This window comes from Amycolatopsis sp. NPDC098790 (genome assembly GCF_044759945.1).
Classification (GTDB): Bacteria; Actinomycetota; Actinomycetes; order Mycobacteriales; family Pseudonocardiaceae; genus Amycolatopsis.
Genome location: NZ_JBIWAI010000002.1, coordinates 1,536,414 through 1,552,685 on the forward strand (window position 1 = coordinate 1,536,414; position 16,272 = coordinate 1,552,685).

Genomic DNA, 16,272 nt, shown 5'->3' on the forward strand with positions numbered 1-16,272 from the left:
CCTTTCGGGGTGAGCGCATGTCAAGCACGCGCTGCGATGCAATGAAACCGTTATCACCCTAACAGGTGAGTATCGGTGAGAGAATAATCTGACTCACAGTGGGCCGTGCTCAGGGTGCTGCTCTGACCAGGCGATGGCAGTGCGCTATCAGCCGAGCACGCAGCGGTGCGGCCCGCCGGGCGAACCCGCCCTGTTCCCGAGCGTACTCAGCTCGTCCCTCGGCCGTTTCGATCCGCACCGGCGGGTAGCCGAGCGCGGCCAGGTCGTACGGGCTCGCCCGCATGTCCAGTGTCCGGATCTCCACGGCCAGCTCGAAGCAGTCCGCCACCAGCTCCGCCGGCACGAACGGATCGAGCTTGTACGCCCATTTGAACAGGTCCATGTTCGCGTGCAGGCACCCCGGCTGCTCGAGTGCGACCTGCGTCTCCCGCGACGGCGTCAGCTCGTTGCGTGGCCGCGCGTCCGCGGTGAAGAACCGGAACGCGTCGAAGTGCCCGCAGCGGACGTCGAGCGCCTCGACGACGGCGTCGGTGCCCGCCGACCCGAGGCGGAGCGGGACCTGGTTGTGCCGGACCGAGTCGGCCGGCTCGCGGTAGACCATGGCCCACTCGTGCAGGCCGAAGCAGCTCAGCCGCGGCGCGCGCGACGCCGTCGCGGTCAGCAGGCCGAGGACGAACTCCGCGGTCTTCGCCTTGCTTTCGGTGAAGCCGGCGGGATCCAGCAGGACGCCGTCGTCCGTCGAGACGTAGCCCTTGCGGTCCAGGAAGCGCCGCGCCGCGGGCCCGGCGAGCGCGACGCCGGGCCCGGGCTGCCACCGCTCCAGGTGTGACGGCCGGTACGAGTAGTAGGTGAAGAGGAAGTCCAGCACCGGGTGCTTTTCGCCGCGCGAGCGCCGCTCCTGGTGCGGGACGGTCCACCGCCGCATCCGGTCGACGTGCGCCGCCTCCCGGGCCAGCCAGTCCGGTTCGGCGAGCACCTCGACGCCGGTCATGCGCCGACGTGGGTTCCGTCGCGCACGGTGCCCACGTACTCCTCGACGAGGTCTTCCAGCGCCACGACGCCGAGAGCGTTGCCGCCCGTGTCGAGCGCGCGCGCCAGGTGGCTGCCTTCCTTGCGCATGGCCGAAAGCGCGACGTCGAGCCGGGCGTCGGCGCGCAGCTCGGTGAGCGGGCGCGTCTTCGCGTCGGGGACGATCGTCGCCGGGTCGTGCCCGGCCAGCTCGAGGACGTCCTTGACGTGGATGTAGCCGGTCAGCCGCCCGTCGTCGGTGCACACCGGGAACCGCGAGAAGCCGGTCGAGGAGACCGCCCGCTCGACGTCGCCGACGGTCGGCCCGCACGGCAGCGTGGTCAGCTCGGCCGTCGGCACCAGCACGTCGGCCACCGTCTTCTGCACCGACGACAGCGTCTGGGTCAGCCGCCGGTGCTCGGACTGGTCGATCAGGCCTTCGCGACGCGACTCGCTGAGCAGCTCGGCCAGCTCGTCGGAGGTGTAGGCCGTCTCCAGCTCGTCCTTCGGCTCGACCTTCACCGCGCGCAGCAGCGAGTTCGCGACGAAGTTCAGCAGCCAGATGAACGGGTTGGCGAGCTTGACCCACCCGACGTGCACCGGCACCAGCCACAGCGCGAGCCGCTCGGGCTCGGCGATCGCGAGGTTCTTCGGCACCATCTCGCCGATCAGGACGTGCAGCACGGTGATGAACGCCAGCGCGATGGCGAACGAGATCGGGTGCAGCAGCGCTTCGGGCAGGCCCAGCAGGTCGAAGAACGCCGAGAGCCGGTGCGCGACCGCGGGCTCGCCGAGGCGGCCGAGCAGCAGCGAGCAGATGGTGATGCCCAGCTGCGCGCCGGCGAGCATCAGCGAGACGTGCTTGCTCGCGTTGATCACGATCTTCGCGCGCGTCTTGCCCTGCTCCAGCAGCGCTTCGAGCCTGTCGCGCCGGGACGAGATCAGCGTGAACTCCGCGCCGACGAAGAAGGCGTTCGTCAGCAGCAGGAGCACGACGAGGGCGATGTTCAGCCAGTCGCTCACGAGGCCACCTCCGCCGGCTCTTCGGCGCGCACGGGGGCGACTTCGACCTCGGCGATCCGGCGTTTGTCCATCGTGGTCACGGTGAGCCGCCAGCCGTCGACCTCGGCGGCGTCACCCTCGGCGGGGATCTTGCCCAGCCGCTCGAGGATCAGCCCGGCGATGGTTTCGTAGTCGCCGTCCGGCATCCGGAACCCGGTGACGTCGGTGACCTCGTCGGCGCGCAGCTGCCCGGACACCAGCCAGCTGTCGGTGCCGACCTGCTGCGACGCCGGGCCTTCGTGGTCGTCGTGCTCGTCGCGGACGTCGCCGATGATCTCCTCGACGACGTCCTCCAGGGTCACCAGCCCGGCGGTGCCGCCGTACTCGTCGACGACGATGGCGAGCTGGAAGCGGGAGTCGCGCAGCCGGTTCAGGAGGTCGTCGCCGGGCAGCGACTCGGGCACGGTCGGCACCGGCCGCATGACCGAGCCGATCGGCACGGCGGCCCGGTCGGCGGCGGGCACGGCGAAGGCCTGCTTGACGTGCACGGCGCCGCGGACGTCGTCGAGGTCCTCGGCGTGCACCGGGAACCGCGAGAACCCGGTGCGGCGCGAGATGTCGATGAGGTCCTCGATGGTGTCGTCGACGGCGAGTGATTCGAGCTGCACACGCGGGGTCATGAGCTCTTCCGCGGTGCGCTCGCCGAACCGCAGCGAGCGGTCGAGCAGCTCGGCGGTCGAGGTGTCGAGCGTCCCGCTTTCGGCGCTGGACCGCACGATCGAGCCGAGCTCCTGCGGCGACCGCGCCGACCGCAGCTCTTCCTGGGGCTCCACGCCGAACTTGCGCACGAGGAAGTTCGCGCTGTTGTTCATGAGCGTGATGAGCCACCGGAAAAGGGCGGAGAACCGCGAGTGGTACCCGGCGACGGCCCGCGCGGTCGGCAGCGGTCGTGCGATGGCGAGGTTCTTCGGCACCATTTCGCCGAGGATCATCGACAGCGAGGTGGCGATGACCAAGGCGAGCACGATCGACGCGCCCGCGGCGAACCCTTCCGGGAGCCCGACGCCGGTGAGCAGCGGCCGGACGAGCTCGCCGATCAGCGGCTCGGCCAGGTAACCGGTGATCAGCGTGGTGAGGGTGATCGCGACCTGGGCGCCGGAGAGCTGGAAGGACAGCGTCCGGTGGGCCTTCTGCACGGTCAGGGCGCGGCGGTCGCCGACCTGCCGGACGTTGGCCTCGACGGTGCTGCGTTCGAGCGCGGTCAGCGAGAACTCGGCGGCGACCGCGAGCCCGGTGCCGACGGTCAGCAGCACGAAGAGGAGAACGCCGAGCACGGCGAAGAGGATTTGGATCATTCCGCACCCGCCCGGTCGGCGGGGGATGAACCTATCGGACAGCCGGGTCGGTCACCCGGCTCGGTACTGTCACCAGGTGACTGCGCTGCGCGCACGAAACGGTCACTCCTAGTAGGAAATCGGCGTGTACTGCGACGATGCGGACAAGTTTAACGTGTCGGCGCCCGGAGCCGCGGGCGATATCGGTGTGTCGGCGCGCTCACCTTGGCGGGTGGTTCAGCGGCGTGCCGTGCAAGGTCGACTCACGGCGCCGGGCCGGTTTCGGGTCGTGCCGCCCGAGCAGGGGTTACGGGGTGCGCTCGCGCGGGGAATGCCCGGAGCGGCCGCTTCGGTATGCCGTCGCTCACCTCGCCGGGTGGTTCGGCGCGGTTGCCGCCCGAGAATGGCCGACGAAGCGCGCGGTGGCCCCGGCGAGCAGCGACGGCGCCCACGGCTGCTCGGGGTCGCGGACCGTCTACTCGGTACACGGCGCCCGGCGGTCCCCGCCGTCGGCGGCGGCTTGCACTGCCTGGCCGTGCGCCTCGAGGAGAACCACGCCGGCCATCGGACCACGGGTGATCAGGCGGTACCCGGCCGGTGCCGCCGCACGGTTTCCTCGACGAGGTCGAGCACCGGCCCCAGGCCGGCCGCGGGCAGTCCCATGGCCAGGTGCGAAACGAGTCCTTCGAGGACCAGCTCCAGGAACGCGGTGAGCACGTCGACGTCGACGTCGTCGCGCAGGATCCCGGCCTCGCGCTGGCGCTGCAGGCGCAGACGGGTGGCGGTGGTCAGCTGCTCGGACCGCTCGGCCCAGCGGCCGCGGAACTCGGGATCGGTGCGCAGCCGCCGGCTCACCTCGAGGCGCGTGCCGAGCCAGTCGGCCGGGTGGTCGCCCCCGGCGAGCAGGTCGCGCATGACCTGGACCAGGCCCTGCTCGGCGACGACGTCGGCCATCCGGATGGCGTCGTCCTCGGCGAGGGCGAGGAAGAGCGACTCCTTGTCGCGGAAGTGGTGGAAGATCGCGCCCCGGGACAGTCCGGTGGCTTCCTCCAGGCGCCGGACTGTGGCACCTTCGTAGCCGTAGCGCGCGAAGCAGACGCGCGAGCCGTCGAGGATCTGGCGCCGGCGTGCGTCGAGGTGATCCTGGCTTACGCGTGGCATCCTGAAATCCTGGCACCGAGGACCGGGACTTCGCAATCCGTACGTACGTACTGTGACCCGGAGTGCCCGGGAACCGAACCTTGATCCCCATCGTCGGAACGTTGCGGCGATTCGCTGACACGGCGTGAGACAGTTGGCTAATCTTTGCACCATCACGGTGGGTGAACTGAGGGGAAGGTGCGCGGCGTGATCATCGGTGAGGCCGGGCAGGCGGTCCAGGCGGTCTGGGGAGACCTCCTGGGCAACAGCGGTCACGTCTACGGCGGCGGTGGCGAGGGTGGCCAGTTCAAGATGGACCCCGAGGAGCTCGCCTCGGTGATCGGTCTCTGGGAAGACGAGCTGGACAAGATCGTGGAAGACGGGCGCACGATCGAATCGATGCGAGGCGCGGCGGTCCCTCCCGGACAGGATCCGGCCAGCGGAAGCTTCGTGTCGACAGCCGGTGACTCGATCGCGTCCCTCCAGGAGCAGAACGAGTCCATGCGCAAATACGTGCAGGGCTACATCAAGAAGCTCAAGGCGGCGCAGAGCAAGACCGTCGTGACCGACGAGAGCATGTCCGAGACCTTCAGGCAGGCGACGTGACCTTGGGCACGACCACCCGCGCGAGTGTTCTCGCCGGGGCTTTTCTCATGGGTGCCTCGCTCGTGAGCGGCTGCACTTCGACGACCGGGGGCACAGCCACGCCGGTCGCGTCTTCACCGGCCGCGTCATCGGCGCCCACCGCGGACGTCCCGAAGGTGGCCTCGCCGCTGGACGCGTCGAAGTACGAAAACGATCCGTGCGGTCTCGTTCCGAAGGACGAGCTGTCCCGGCTGAAGTACGTGGACCCCGGCGAGCCGCGGCTGAACGACGGCAGCGTCGAAAACGAGGCCGGACCCAACTGTGGCTGGAAGATCAAGGGCGAGGGGATCAGCCTGCTGGTCACCCTCGCCACCGGGAACCGCGACCGCGGCGGCGGTGGCCTGGCCGGGATCCAGGCGGACTACGAACGCCCGAAAGGCGTCACCAAGTTTCTCGAGCGCGCGCCCGATGTCGAGGGATACCCCGCGATCTACTGGGACACGCGGGACCGGCGCTCGAGCGGGAACTGCAGCATGGCGGTCGGCATCGCCGACGATCTGGCGGTCTACGTGATCGCCGGAGGCTACGAGGGGCAACAGGATTCTTGTGACGCCGCGCAGGGTGCTGCGGCCGGAATCGTCAGAACACTCAAGGGGGCTTGACGAGTGGACGGCAAGCAGATCTACGACAACTTCAAACAGGGCGACACCGACGGGCTCCGGCGGATGTCGGAGTCGGTGAACAAGCTCTCCGAGGCATACCAGGCGCGTGCGGAGGGCATCAAGGCACTGCAGAACCGGATGCTGAACGCCTGGACGGGCGACGCCGCCGACGCCGCCAACGCGGGGGCGGGTCCGCTCGAGCTGGCCTTCGCCGAGACCGCTCTGCCGCTCGACGAGACGAAGTTTTCCGTCGACACCCAGGCGGCCGTCTTCGACCAGTCCGGCAACACCGTCGTCGAGGTGCCGCCGAAGCCGGACAAGCCGAGCCCGTGGAGCGTCGGTCTCAAAGCCGCCATCCCGATCGCCGGGCCGTTCATGGCCAAGGACGACATCGACTCCTACCAGGAGGGGATGGCCAGGTACAACGCGGCGAACGAGACCAACGTCCGCGTGATGGACCAGTACAGCAGGGCCACCGACGGCACGACCGCGACGATGCCCACGAACTACGGCGTCCTCGAGGAGGACGGCGCGTCCATCGCCGTCAACACGCCGCCGCCGCCCCCGCCGATCCGGCCCTTGATCATCGACGAGCACGAGCTGAAGCCGAACCCGCCTGGTGGGGACGACGACAGCACCTCGACCACCAGCGTCGACACCACGCACACCGGCGGCTCCGACAAGCCCGGGCAGACCGACAACACCGGCCGCCCGACCGACACGACGGGCCGGCCGACCGATACCACCGGCCGTCCCACCGACACCACCCGGCCGACGGACACCACGCGTCCGACCGACACCACCCGGCCGACCAACACCACCTGGCCGCCGACGACGCAGCTGCCCACCGACCAGCGGACCACGGACCGGCCCGGCAAGACGCCGCCCGGGACCGGGGGCGTCGACTTCTACCCCACCAACACCGGCGGGGGCGGGGGCCAGAACTTCTCGAACACCTACGGCAGCGACCCCAACGCCCCCGGCCGCGGGCCGACCAGTGGCAACGCCGGCAGCCGGCTGCTCGACTCGAACGGACGGCCGATCAGCGGCACCGGGAGCGGCAGCGGCAGCACCGGCGGAGGCAGCGGTGCGGGGGAGCGGGGCCTCGGCAGCGGCCGCGGTTCCGGCATGGGCAGCCTCGGCAACGCGGCCGCCGCGGAGGCCGCCGCCGCGCGGTCGGCGGCCGGGCGCTCCGGGCAGATGGGGCCGATGGGCCCCGGCGGCCGGCGGGGCGAAGGCGAGGAAGATGATGAGCACCAGCGGCCGGACTTCCTGATCGAGGCGGACCCGGACGCCATCTTCGGCACCGACCAGCGGACCAGTCCGCCGGTCATCGGCGAGTAGAGCGAGTAGGCGGGTGGACGTGGCAACAGGCCGGGTGGACGTTCCGGTCGAGGCGCTGGCCGCACTGGCCGAGCGCGAGCAGGTCGGTCAGCTGCACATTACCCTTCGCCCGGAGCCGCTGTGGCTCTCGGACGAGGAGCGCGCCGAGGCGGACAAGCGGGTCGACGCCGCGCTGGCCGAGGCCGGGCTGGTCGATTCGCGCGGCCGGGCCGGTGTCGACTTCCTCGACTGGCTCCCGCTGCTGGTCAACCCGGCGCGGGAGTGCTACGGCTGGGTCGGCGTCGACGGCCAGACCTACGGCGTGCTCGCCGCCGCGAAGGGCCTTCAGGCGGTGCTGGCCGTCTCCGACGGCCAGCATGTCGGCGTCCAGGAGATCGACCGGAACCGGCTCGCCGAGTCGCTCGTGGAGCAGCTGCCGCCTGTGGGCGCCGGCGGCGGCCACCCGCGCACGGTCCGGGTGGCGGACCTGGCCGAGGCGGCCCGCCGCGGTCAGGACGCCTACCCGCTCGCCCCGGCGGTCGCCGACGTCGTCAGCCTGGTGCAGCGGCCGGTTTCGGGCAGCGGCGAGCTCTACGTCGGACGCCGGGACGACGTCGGCCGCCACACCTGCCTGCAGCAGCCGCTGCACTACGCCGACACGGACTGGGGCCGCTACCTCAGCTACACCTCGGGCGCGGGCGACGACGCCGTCATCCACATCGGCCCGGCGGGCCCGCGCGAACTGGCCGACACGCTCATGGAGCTGGCCGGCGCCCTGGTCTGAGCCCGAAAAGGCCGTGCGCCCGAGTGTCTCGGCGACTAATGTGACAGCGCTGTTGTATTCCGGGTGGAAGGACGCGCTGATGCTGTACCCCGAGATCGAGCCGTACGAGCACGGCCTGCTCGACGTCGGCGACGGGCACGAGATCTACTGGGAGACCTGCGGGAACCCGGACGGCAAGGCCGCACTGGTGGTGCACGGCGGTCCCGGCTCCGGCTGTTCGACGAACCTGCGCCGGTACTTCGACCCGGCGAAGTACCGGGTCGTGCTCGTCGACCAGCGCGGCTGCGGCCGCAGCCTTCCGCACGCCGGCGCCCCGGTCGCCGACCTGTCCGCCAACACCACCGACCACCTCGTCGCGGACTTCGAGCTGCTGCGCACCCGGCTCGGCATCGAGAAGTGGCTGCTGTTCGGCGGTTCCTGGGGATGCGTCCTCAGCCTGACCTACGCGCTGCGGCACACCGACCGGGTCAGCGAAATGGTCCTGATGGGCCTGGCGACCGACCGGTTCATCGAGATCGAGATGCTCGTCCGCGGTCTCGGGGCGTACTTCCCGGAAGCCTTCGAGAAGTTCCGCCAAGGCGTGCCCGAGAGCGAGCGAGACGGCGATCTGTCCGCCGCCTACCACCGGTTGCTGATGGACCCCGACCCGGCGGTCCACCGCAAGGCCGCCGACGACTGGTGCGCCTGGGAAGACGCGATGCTGCCGGGCGTGCCCCCGTACAAGTCCTTCGAGGACCCCGCCTTCCAGCTCTGCTTCGCCCGGCTGGTCACGCACTACTTCAGCAACCGCGCTTTCCTGCCCGACGGCGAAATCCTGCGGAACCTCGGCAAGCTCGCCGGGATCCCCGCCGTCCTCGCCCAGGGCGTGCTCGACACGAGCAACATCGTCGGGACGCCGTGGCTGCTGCACCACGGCTGGCCGGGCAGCGAACTGGTCATGCTGGACGACATCGGGCACTCCACCCAGGACGCACCGATGCAGGACGTGCTCGTCGGCGCGACCGACCGCTTCGCCCGCTAGCCGGTCGTGAGTGAGAAACAGTGTTCTAGCCCTGTTTCTCACTCACGACAAGCCGCGGCAGACTGCTCACGGGATGAGCAGCCCCGGCTCACCCTCCGGCGCGAGCGCCGCTTCGGCGCGCTGGGCCCGGTTGGCCTCGGCCAGTTTCAGCCCGGTGATGCGCAGCGGCAGCCGGTCCATGTTCCACTCGGCCAGCAGCAGTGCCACCTTCGACTGCATCTCCGTGCGCAGCCGCAGGAACGAGTCGGCCGGGTCCGCGCCGACCTCGCCCAGCAGCAGCCACCACGCCCACGCCGCCGCGCCCGCGTTGGCGACGAAGTCGGGCACCACCGCGACCCCGCGGGCCGAGAGGGCCGCTTCGGCTTCCGGCGTCGTCGCCGCGTTGGCCGCCTCGACGACGACCGCGGCCTTGACCAGGTTCTCGTTGTCCGGCCGGAGCGCGTAGGAGATCGCGGCGGGCACGAAGATGTCCGCGTCGATGCCGACGACCGTCTCGCGGGGCAGTGAACGCACCCCGGCGGGCAGGCGAGTCCGGTCGACTTCGCCGAAGCGGTCGCGCAGCTCCAGCAGCGCCGGGACGTCGAGGCCGGCCGGGTCGTACAGCGTGCCCGCGGCGTCGGCCACCGCGACCACCTTCATCCCGGCTTCGTGCAGGTACCAGGCCGCGCCGCCGCCCATGGTGCCGATGCCCTGGATCGCCACGGTCGTCCCGCGCACGTCCCAGTCCCACGCCGCCGCGACGCCGAGGCAGGCCTGCGCCACGCCGTAGCCGCCGACGACGTCGCCGAGCAGCAGCCCGCCGGGCACCGGCGCGTTGAGGCCGGCCTGGACGCGGCGCAGGGTGCGCGCCGGGTCCGCCGAACGGCCGATCGCCGCGTGGTACGACTGCTCCAGCCCGAGCTCGGCGAACACCTCGTCGATCAGGTGCTGGGGCACGCCGAGGTCCTCGGCGGTCACCCAGTGCGCGTCCAGCCACGGCCGCAGGAACGCGCAGAACCGCTTCAGCACGCCGAACGCCCGCGGGTCCTTCGGGTCGAAGTCGATGCCGCCCTTCGCGCCGCCGACCGGCAGGTTGAAGGTCGCGGTCTTGTTGGCCATGCCCCGGGCGAGGTCCTCGACCTCGCTCATCGTGCAGCCCGCCCGCATCCGGGTGCCGCCGGTGGCGACGCCGGAGACCAGGCTGTGCACGACCAGGTAGCCGTGCGCGCCGGTGATGGAATCGGTCCACGTGAGACGCATCAGCGGCTCGGCGTTGCGCGGGGTCATCAGGGCCACTCACCTCCAGGGAAGTCCGGGGCGGTCGTTGTCGGCCGCCTTCCCCGAGCGTGCGCTCCGGACGGCCCCCGCGTCCATTTAACGAACCTGCACGATCTCGTTTAGGTTTGGTGTATGGAGCTTTCGTTGCACCGCTTGCGGATGCTGCGCGAGCTGCACCGCCGGGGGACGGTGACGGCGGCAGCCGCTTCGCTGCACTACACCGCTTCGGCGGTCTCTCAGCAGCTCGCGCAGCTGGAGCGCGACGTCGGCGCGAAGCTGTTCGAACGGCTCGGCCGGCGCGTCCAGTTGACCGAGCTGGGCAACCTGCTGACGGAGCACGCCGAGGAGATCCTCGGTTCGGTCGAACGGGCGACGCTGGCACTGGAAGAGGCCCAGGAAGCCCGCACGGTCCGGCTGACCGCCGGCGTCTGGGCGTCGGTCGCCTCGGGGTTGCTGCCGACGGCGCTGACGGCGCTGGCCGGCGAGCACCCCGGCATCGAGGTGCGCACGCGGGAGCTGGCGCCGGAGGACACCGCCGACGCGGTCCGCGACGGCACCCTCGACCTGTCGTTCGTGATCGACTACTCCGACGCGCCGACGCAGTGGGACGCCGGGCTGGAACGCGCCGTCGTGGCGGTCGAGCGGCTGCACGCGGCGGTGCCGCGGGGCGCGGTGCCGTCGGGCTCGGCCTCCCTCGACGAGCTCGCCGAGCACCCGTGGATCCTGGCCAGCCCGAAGTCGCACTTCGGCCGGGCGATGCGCACGGCCTGCCAGCGCCACGGCTTCGCCCCGAAGATCAACCACGAGGTCGAAGAGCAGTCCACGGCGATGGCGATGGTGGGCGCCGGGCTCGGCGTCACGCTCGTCTCCGACCTGGGCCTGCGGCTGCTGCGGCCACCCGGGATCGACGTCGTCGCGCTCACCACACCGCTGCTGCGGACGGTGTCGATCGCCTACCGCCGCACCGCGTTCCGGCGGCCCGCGTTGCACCTGGTGATCGAGGCCGTGCGGGCTTCGGCGGCCTCGCTCGGCCTGGGCACGGAGTCCGCTTTGCCCTGATCCGGGACTTCTTACGGAGTGGTGAACCCGTCTTGCACCGCAAGATCCGGCCTGATTTTGTCGTACCCCGCGTGTAGCGTCCGAAGTCAAGAAGTTCCACCACACGGAACAGGAACGGACATGACAGCGGTGCACCATTTTCCCGAGAAGTCGGGGAGTGCGTCGAACCGTACCGCGCGGGTCCTGGCGGACCGCGCGGCCGGCGAGGCGTACGTCGCATCGGTGTGTTTCAAGCACGGACCACCCCGCCTGACCGGCGTGGAGCTGGAGTTCACCGTGCACCATGCCGATGACCCGGCCAGACCCCTCGATCCCGACGTCCTCGCCACGGCGCTGGGTCCGCACACCCCGCGGACGCTCCGCCCCGACAGCCCCGCTTCGCCGCTCCCGGCCGGCTCACCCGTGAGCCTCGAACCCGGGTGCCAGGTCGAAATCTCGGCTCTTCCCCAGGCCTCGCTGCGCGACCTCGACGCAGTCGTCTCGGCCGACCTCCACCACCTGCGCGACCGTCTCGCCCGGCACGGCCTCGTGCTGGGCGAAACGGGCATCGACGCCCACCGCGCGCCGCGCCGGGTCCTGCACACCCCGCGGTACGCGGCGATGGAACGGCGGTTCGCCCCCATCGGTCCCGGTGGCATCACGATGATGTGCAGCACCGCGGGCCTGCAGGTCTGCCTCGACGCGGGGGAGCCCGAGCACTACGCGGCCCGGTGGGCGGCGGCCCACGCGATGGGCCCGCCGCTGCTCGCCCTCTTCGCCAACTCCCGCGTCCACGCCGGACAGGACACGGGACACGCCTCCGCGCGCTGGCTCGCGGTGCACGACACGGAGGCGATCCGCACGCGCACGTCCGGCGTCACCGGCGACGACCCCGCCGGAGCGTGGGCCGGGCGCCTGATGGACACGCCCCTGATGGTGCTGCCCCGCGGCGACCGGCCGTGGGACGCGCCGGAGGGGCTGACCTTCGCCGACTGGATCGAGGGCAAGGGCGCGGCCGCCCTGCTGCCGAAACCGACGGCGGCGGACCTCGACTACCACCTCACCACGATGTTCACGCCGGTCCGGCCCCAGGGCTACCTGGAGATCCGGTACCTCGACGCGCAACCGCCGGACGAGTGGCTGGCGCCGGTGGCGCTGGTCTCGGCGCTGCTCGCCCGGCCGTCCACTGTGGACAAGGTGCGGACGGTCTGCGCGCCGGTGGCGGACCGGTGGACCGAGGCGGCGCGGCGGGGACTGGACGACCCGGAACTGGCGGCCGTCGCGGCGGCGCTGGCCGACCTCGGCTGCGCCGAGCTGGGCGTGACCGGGCTGGCGGAAGAGTCGATCACCGAGATCAGCGAAAGCGTGCAGGGGCGCGCGAACCGATCGAGGAGCGGAGCATGAGCACGGAAGCACTGGGCGACCTGAGCGCGCAGGACCTGCGCGCCCGGGCGGCCGAAGCACTGACCAGGGCGCGGGCGCGCAGCGTGGCGCTGACCGACGCCGTGGACGACGAAGACCTCGTCCGCCAGCACTCCAAGCTGATGTCGCCGCTGGTCTGGGACCTCGCGCACATCGGCGTCCAAGAAGAACTCTGGCTGGTCCGCGACGTCGGCGGCCGCGAGCCGCTGCGCCCGGACATCGACGACATCTACGACGCGTTCCAGCACGCCCGCGCCGACCGGCCGGAGCTGCCGCTGCTCGGCCCGGCCGAGGCGCGCGCGTACGTCAAGCAGGTCCGCGAGAAGGCGTTCGACGTGCTGGAGCACGCGCCGATGGAGGGGCGGCGGCTGACCGAACAGGCCTTCGCGTTCGGCATGATCACCCAGCACGAGCAGCAGCACGACGAGACGATGCTGGCCACCCACCAGCTGCGCAAGGGCGACCCGGTGCTGCACGCGCCGGAGCCGCCGCCCGCGCGGTCGGGCACCCTGCCCGCCGAAGTGCTGGTGCCGGGCGGGGCGTTCACGATGGGCACGTCGGCCGAGCCCTGGGCGCTGGACAACGAGCGCCCGGCGCACGAGATCGCCGTCGAAGCGTTCTGGATGGACACCGTCCCGGTGACGGGCGGCGCCTACGCCGAGTTCCTCGACGGCGGCGGCTACGACGACGAGCGCTGGTGGAGCCCGGCGGGGTGGGCCTACCGGACCGACCACGGCATCACCGCGCCGCGGTTCTGGAAGCGCGAGCAGGACGGCTGGTGGCGCACGGCGTTCGGCGTCTACGAGCGCGTGCCCGCCGACGAGCCGGTCGTGCACGTCTCGTACCACGAAGCCGAGGCGTACGCGGCCTGGGCCGGGCGGCGGCTGCCGACCGAGGCGGAGTGGGAGAAGGCCGCCCGGTTCGACCCGGCGACCGGCCGGTCGCGGCGGTTCCCTTGGGGCGACGACGAACCGACGGCCGAGCACGCCAACCTCGGCCAGCGGCACCTGCGCCCGGCACCGGCGGGGGCGTACCCGGCCGGTGCGTCGCCGACCGGCGTGCACCAGCTGATCGGCGACGTCTGGGAGTGGACGAGCACCGATCTGCACGGCTACCCGGGCTTCGCGCCGTTCCCGTACCGGGAGTACTCGGAAGTCTTCTTCGGACCCGAGTACAAGGTGCTGCGCGGCGGCTCGTTCGGCACCGACTCGGCGGCGATCCGCGGCACGTTCCGCAACTGGGACTACCCGATCCGGCGGCAGATCTTCGCCGGCTTCCGCACGGCCCGCGACGCGGCACCCGGCGAGGTGGGCTAGGCGCATGTGCCGCCACCTCGGATACCTCGGCGAGCCGGTTTCGCCCGCCGAGGCGGTTTTCCGCGCCCCGCACGCGTTGCTGGTGCAGTCCTACGCGCCGGCGGACATGCGTGGCGGCGGTTCGGTCAACGCGGACGGGTTCGGGCTGGGGTGGTACCCCGGCCCGGGCTCGGCCCCGCTGCGCCACCGGCGTTCGACTCCACTGTGGACGGACGAGACGTTGCCGCCGCTGGCCGCGGCGGTGACCTCGGGCGCGTTCGTCGCCGCGGTCCGCAACGGCACCACCGGCCTGCCGGTGACCGAAGCGGCCGCGGCGCCGTTCATCGCCGGGCCCTGGCTGTTCAGCCACAACGGCGTCGTCCGCGGCTACCCGGACGCGCTGGCCGAACTGGCCAAGACCCTGCCGGTCACCGAACTGCTGACGCTGGAGGCGCCGACAGACTCGGTGGTGCTCTGGGCGTTGCTGCGCGCCCGGCTCGCCACGGGCGAGGACCCGCTGACGGCGGTGGCGGAGCTGACCACCGCCGTCGAAGCGGCCGCGCCCGGTTCCCGGCTCAACTTCCTGCTCACCGACGGCTCGACCCTCATCGGTACCGCTTGGACGCACGCGCTGTCCGTGCTGGAGACCCCGGCCGGCGTGTGGCTGGCGTCCGAACCCCTCGACGGCGACCCGCGCTGGCGGCCCGTCCCCGACCACCACGCCGTGCGCGCCACCGCGGCCGGCGTCGACCTGCTTCCCCTGACCCAGGAGCGTTCATGACCGAGATCGACCTCGACCACCACCGCTCCGGCGACGCCGTCACCGCGGAACTGCGTGCGGACGTCGTCGCCGGGCTCACGGCCGAGCGGAAGTGGCTGCCGCCCAAGTGGTTCTACGACGCCGAGGGCAGCGAGCTGTTCGAGAAGATCACCCAGCTGCCGGAGTACTACCCGACCCGCAGCGAGCGCGAGGTGCTGGCCGCGCACGCCGGCGACGTCGCGCAGCTGACCGGCGCGCACACGCTCGTCGAACTCGGGTCCGGCTCGAGCGAGAAGACCCGCCTGCTGCTCGACGCGCTCACCGGGCACGGCAGCCTGGAAGCGTTCGTCCCGCTCGACGTGTCCGAGTCGGCGCTGGCCGATGCCGCCGAGGCGATCTCGAAGGACTACCCGGGACTGACCGTCCGCGGGGTCGTCGGCGACTTCACCCAGCACCTCGACCTGCTGCCCGGCGGCCAGCCGCGCGTGGTGGCCTTCCTCGGCGGCACGATCGGCAACTTCCTCCCCGCCGAGCGCGCGACGTTCCTGCGCTCGGTGCGTGAAGTGCTGGACGAGGGGGAGTGGCTGCTGCTCGGCACCGACCTCGTCAAGGACCCGGGCATCCTCGAACGGGCCTACGACGACGCCGCCGGGGTCACCGGCGAGTTCGACAAGAACGTCCTGCGGGTGATCAACAGCCGGCTCGGCGCGAACTTCGACGTCGACGAGTTCGAGCACGTGTCCCACTGGGACGCGGAGAACGAGTGGATCGAGATGCGCCTGCGGGCCCGGCGTGCGCTGACCGTCGACATCCCCGGCGCGGACCTCACGGTTTCGTTCACCGAAGGGGAGCACATCCGGACGGAGATCTCGGCCAAGTTCCGCCCGGCCGGCGTGGAAGCGGAGCTGGCCGCGGCCGGGTTCGCGCTGGAGCGCTGGTGGACCGACTCCCAGCAGCGGTTCGGGGTGAGCCTGGCAAGATCGGTGCGTGGCTAATCCTCTCCGGGCGCTCGCCCGGGCCGTCGGAACCCGGCCGTGGCTGATGCGCACGGCCGGGTTCGTCGTGTGGGCGGACAAGAAACTGCACAAGGCGTTCGGTGGGCGGGTGAGCCTGGTGGCGCTCGCCGGCCTGCCGTCGCTGCGCCTCACGACGACGGGCCGCAAGAGCGGGCAGCCCCGCAGCACGAACCTCCTGTACTTCCCCCACGGCGGCGACCTGGTCCTGACGGCCTCGAACTGGGGCCGCCCGAACGACCCGGCGTGGGCGCTGAACCTCCGGGCGAACCCGAAGGCGGAGGTCGCGCTGAAGGGACGGCCGAGCGAGGTGGTGGCGCGGGAACTGCACGGCGAGGAGTACGACGCCATGTGGCGGGAGCTGCTGGAGTTCTGGCCGGGGTACCGGATGGAGCAACGCGAGGCAGGCCGTCCGTTGCCGGTTTTCGTGTTGAGCGGGGTTCGCTGAGGGGTGCCGACGTGCGGCGTGTGGGAGCTGAGTCGGCGTAGTGCGAGTTCGGCCGTTCCTGGCTTTTGCTGAGCTGGGAGTGCTGGCGTGGTGTGGTGTGCGCGGCGGCGGATCCGGTCTGCGATGGCGGCGCGAAAGCGCCCGGGTACCGGATGGAGTAGCGAGAGGCGAGCCGTCCGT

General features: G+C 71.6%; 16 protein-coding genes. 11 read left to right on the top strand and 5 right to left on the bottom strand.

Annotated elements, in window-relative coordinates; all coding sequences use genetic code 11:
* Window positions 1-109 precede the first annotated feature (109 nt).
* The 4 genes from ACIQWX_RS20885 to ACIQWX_RS20900 all read right to left on the bottom strand — a co-directional run bounded on the left by ACIQWX_RS20885 (window position 110) and on the right by ACIQWX_RS20900 (window position 4,505).
* Window positions 110-991, bottom strand: a complete 882-nt coding sequence (locus ACIQWX_RS20885) for a 3-methyladenine DNA glycosylase (RefSeq protein WP_400873258.1) — start codon at window positions 989-991, stop codon at window positions 110-112.
* Entirely contained in the window at window positions 988-2,031 is a 1,044-nt protein-coding gene (locus ACIQWX_RS20890; protein WP_400873261.1) for a hemolysin family protein, read from the bottom strand. The genes ACIQWX_RS20885 and ACIQWX_RS20890 overlap by 4 nt, the downstream gene beginning before the upstream one ends.
* Window positions 2,028-3,365 carry a hemolysin family protein gene (locus ACIQWX_RS20895; RefSeq protein WP_400873264.1) on the bottom strand — a complete coding sequence of 446 codons (1,338 nt, stop codon included), beginning with the start codon at window positions 3,363-3,365 and terminating at the stop codon, window positions 2,028-2,030. Before ACIQWX_RS20895 ends, ACIQWX_RS20890 begins: the two co-directional genes overlap by 4 nt.
* 558 nt (window positions 3,366-3,923) lie before the next feature.
* Window positions 3,924-4,505, bottom strand: a complete 582-nt coding sequence (locus tag ACIQWX_RS20900; RefSeq protein WP_400873267.1) for a TetR/AcrR family transcriptional regulator — start codon at window positions 4,503-4,505, stop codon at window positions 3,924-3,926.
* Window positions 4,506-4,691: 186 nt separating this feature from the next.
* Between ACIQWX_RS20900 and ACIQWX_RS20905 the strand changes: the two genes are divergently transcribed.
* From ACIQWX_RS20905 to pip, 5 genes are all read left to right on the top strand, one after another.
* The gene (locus ACIQWX_RS20905; protein ID WP_400873269.1) at window positions 4,692-5,090 is read left to right on the top strand and encodes a hypothetical protein; all 399 of its coding nucleotides are present in this window, start codon (window positions 4,692-4,694) and stop codon (window positions 5,088-5,090) included.
* On the top strand, window positions 5,087-5,731 hold the full coding sequence (locus tag ACIQWX_RS20910) for a DUF3558 domain-containing protein (protein ID WP_400873272.1): 645 nt from the start codon (window positions 5,087-5,089) through the stop codon (window positions 5,729-5,731). Before ACIQWX_RS20905 ends, ACIQWX_RS20910 begins: the two co-directional genes overlap by 4 nt.
* A 3-nt stretch (window positions 5,732-5,734) precedes the next feature.
* Complete coding sequence (locus ACIQWX_RS20915; protein ID WP_400873275.1) at window positions 5,735-7,075, top strand: hypothetical protein; 1,341 nt, start codon at window positions 5,735-5,737, stop codon at window positions 7,073-7,075.
* Between the two features lie 34 nt (window positions 7,076-7,109).
* On the top strand, window positions 7,110-7,838 hold the full coding sequence (locus tag ACIQWX_RS20920) for an ESX secretion-associated protein EspG (RefSeq protein ID WP_400875834.1): 729 nt from the start codon (window positions 7,110-7,112) through the stop codon (window positions 7,836-7,838).
* Between the two features lie 79 nt (window positions 7,839-7,917).
* Window positions 7,918-8,859 carry a prolyl aminopeptidase gene (gene pip, locus ACIQWX_RS20925; protein ID WP_400873278.1) on the top strand — a complete coding sequence of 314 codons (942 nt, stop codon included), beginning with the start codon at window positions 7,918-7,920 and terminating at the stop codon, window positions 8,857-8,859.
* Between the two features lie 66 nt (window positions 8,860-8,925).
* Here the strand turns inward: pip and ACIQWX_RS20930 are convergent, their stop codons facing one another.
* Complete coding sequence (locus ACIQWX_RS20930) at window positions 8,926-10,125, bottom strand: Glu/Leu/Phe/Val dehydrogenase dimerization domain-containing protein (protein ID WP_400873281.1); 1,200 nt, start codon at window positions 10,123-10,125, stop codon at window positions 8,926-8,928.
* A 123-nt stretch (window positions 10,126-10,248) separates the two neighbouring features.
* On the opposite strand from ACIQWX_RS20930, the gene ACIQWX_RS20935 reads away from it, so the two are divergent.
* From ACIQWX_RS20935 to ACIQWX_RS20960, 6 genes are all read left to right on the top strand, one after another.
* On the top strand, window positions 10,249-11,175 hold the full coding sequence (locus ACIQWX_RS20935) for a LysR substrate-binding domain-containing protein (protein ID WP_400873284.1): 927 nt from the start codon (window positions 10,249-10,251) through the stop codon (window positions 11,173-11,175).
* Between the two features lie 120 nt (window positions 11,176-11,295).
* Entirely contained in the window at window positions 11,296-12,558 is a 1,263-nt protein-coding gene (locus ACIQWX_RS20940; protein ID WP_400873287.1) for a glutamate-cysteine ligase family protein, read from the top strand.
* The gene (gene egtB / locus ACIQWX_RS20945) at window positions 12,555-13,892 is read left to right on the top strand and encodes an ergothioneine biosynthesis protein EgtB (protein ID WP_400873290.1); all 1,338 of its coding nucleotides are present in this window, start codon (window positions 12,555-12,557) and stop codon (window positions 13,890-13,892) included. Before ACIQWX_RS20940 ends, egtB begins: the two co-directional genes overlap by 4 nt.
* A 4-nt stretch (window positions 13,893-13,896) precedes the next feature.
* On the top strand, window positions 13,897-14,652 hold the full coding sequence (gene egtC, locus ACIQWX_RS20950) for an ergothioneine biosynthesis protein EgtC (protein WP_400873293.1): 756 nt from the start codon (window positions 13,897-13,899) through the stop codon (window positions 14,650-14,652).
* Window positions 14,649-15,626, top strand: coding sequence for an L-histidine N(alpha)-methyltransferase (gene egtD, locus ACIQWX_RS20955; protein ID WP_400873296.1), 978 nt, complete (start codon window positions 14,649-14,651; stop codon window positions 15,624-15,626). Before egtC ends, egtD begins: the two co-directional genes overlap by 4 nt.
* Window positions 15,627-15,672: 46 nt before the next feature.
* Window positions 15,673-16,092: a nitroreductase family deazaflavin-dependent oxidoreductase gene (locus ACIQWX_RS20960; RefSeq protein ID WP_400875836.1), complete on the top strand. Its 420-nt coding sequence runs from the start codon at window positions 15,673-15,675 to the stop codon at window positions 16,090-16,092.
* Window positions 16,093-16,272 lie beyond the last annotated feature (180 nt).

What these genes read in the sequence shown, in the direction of transcription:
- ACIQWX_RS20900 (WP_400873267.1), bottom strand. Translation starts at nt 4,505, where the DNA reads ATGCCACGCGTAAGCCAGGATCACCTCGACGCACGCCGGCGCCAGATC.
- pip (WP_400873278.1), top strand. Translation starts at nt 7,918, where the DNA reads ATGCTGTACCCCGAGATCGAGCCGTACGAGCACGGCCTGCTCGACGTC.
- ACIQWX_RS20885 (WP_400873258.1), bottom strand. Translation starts at nt 991, where the DNA reads ATGACCGGCGTCGAGGTGCTCGCCGAACCGGACTGGCTGGCCCGGGAG.
- egtC (WP_400873293.1), top strand. Translation starts at nt 13,897, where the DNA reads ATGTGCCGCCACCTCGGATACCTCGGCGAGCCGGTTTCGCCCGCCGAG.
- ACIQWX_RS20960 (WP_400875836.1), top strand. Translation starts at nt 15,673, where the DNA reads ATGCGCACGGCCGGGTTCGTCGTGTGGGCGGACAAGAAACTGCACAAG.
- egtB (WP_400873290.1), top strand. Translation starts at nt 12,555, where the DNA reads ATGAGCACGGAAGCACTGGGCGACCTGAGCGCGCAGGACCTGCGCGCC.
- egtD (WP_400873296.1), top strand. Translation starts at nt 14,649, where the DNA reads ATGACCGAGATCGACCTCGACCACCACCGCTCCGGCGACGCCGTCACC.
- ACIQWX_RS20930 (WP_400873281.1), bottom strand. Translation starts at nt 10,125, where the DNA reads ATGACCCCGCGCAACGCCGAGCCGCTGATGCGTCTCACGTGGACCGAT.
- ACIQWX_RS20895 (WP_400873264.1), bottom strand. Translation starts at nt 3,365, where the DNA reads ATGATCCAAATCCTCTTCGCCGTGCTCGGCGTTCTCCTCTTCGTGCTG.
- ACIQWX_RS20935 (WP_400873284.1), top strand. Translation starts at nt 10,249, where the DNA reads ATGGAGCTTTCGTTGCACCGCTTGCGGATGCTGCGCGAGCTGCACCGC.
- ACIQWX_RS20940 (WP_400873287.1), top strand. Translation starts at nt 11,296, where the DNA reads ATGACAGCGGTGCACCATTTTCCCGAGAAGTCGGGGAGTGCGTCGAAC.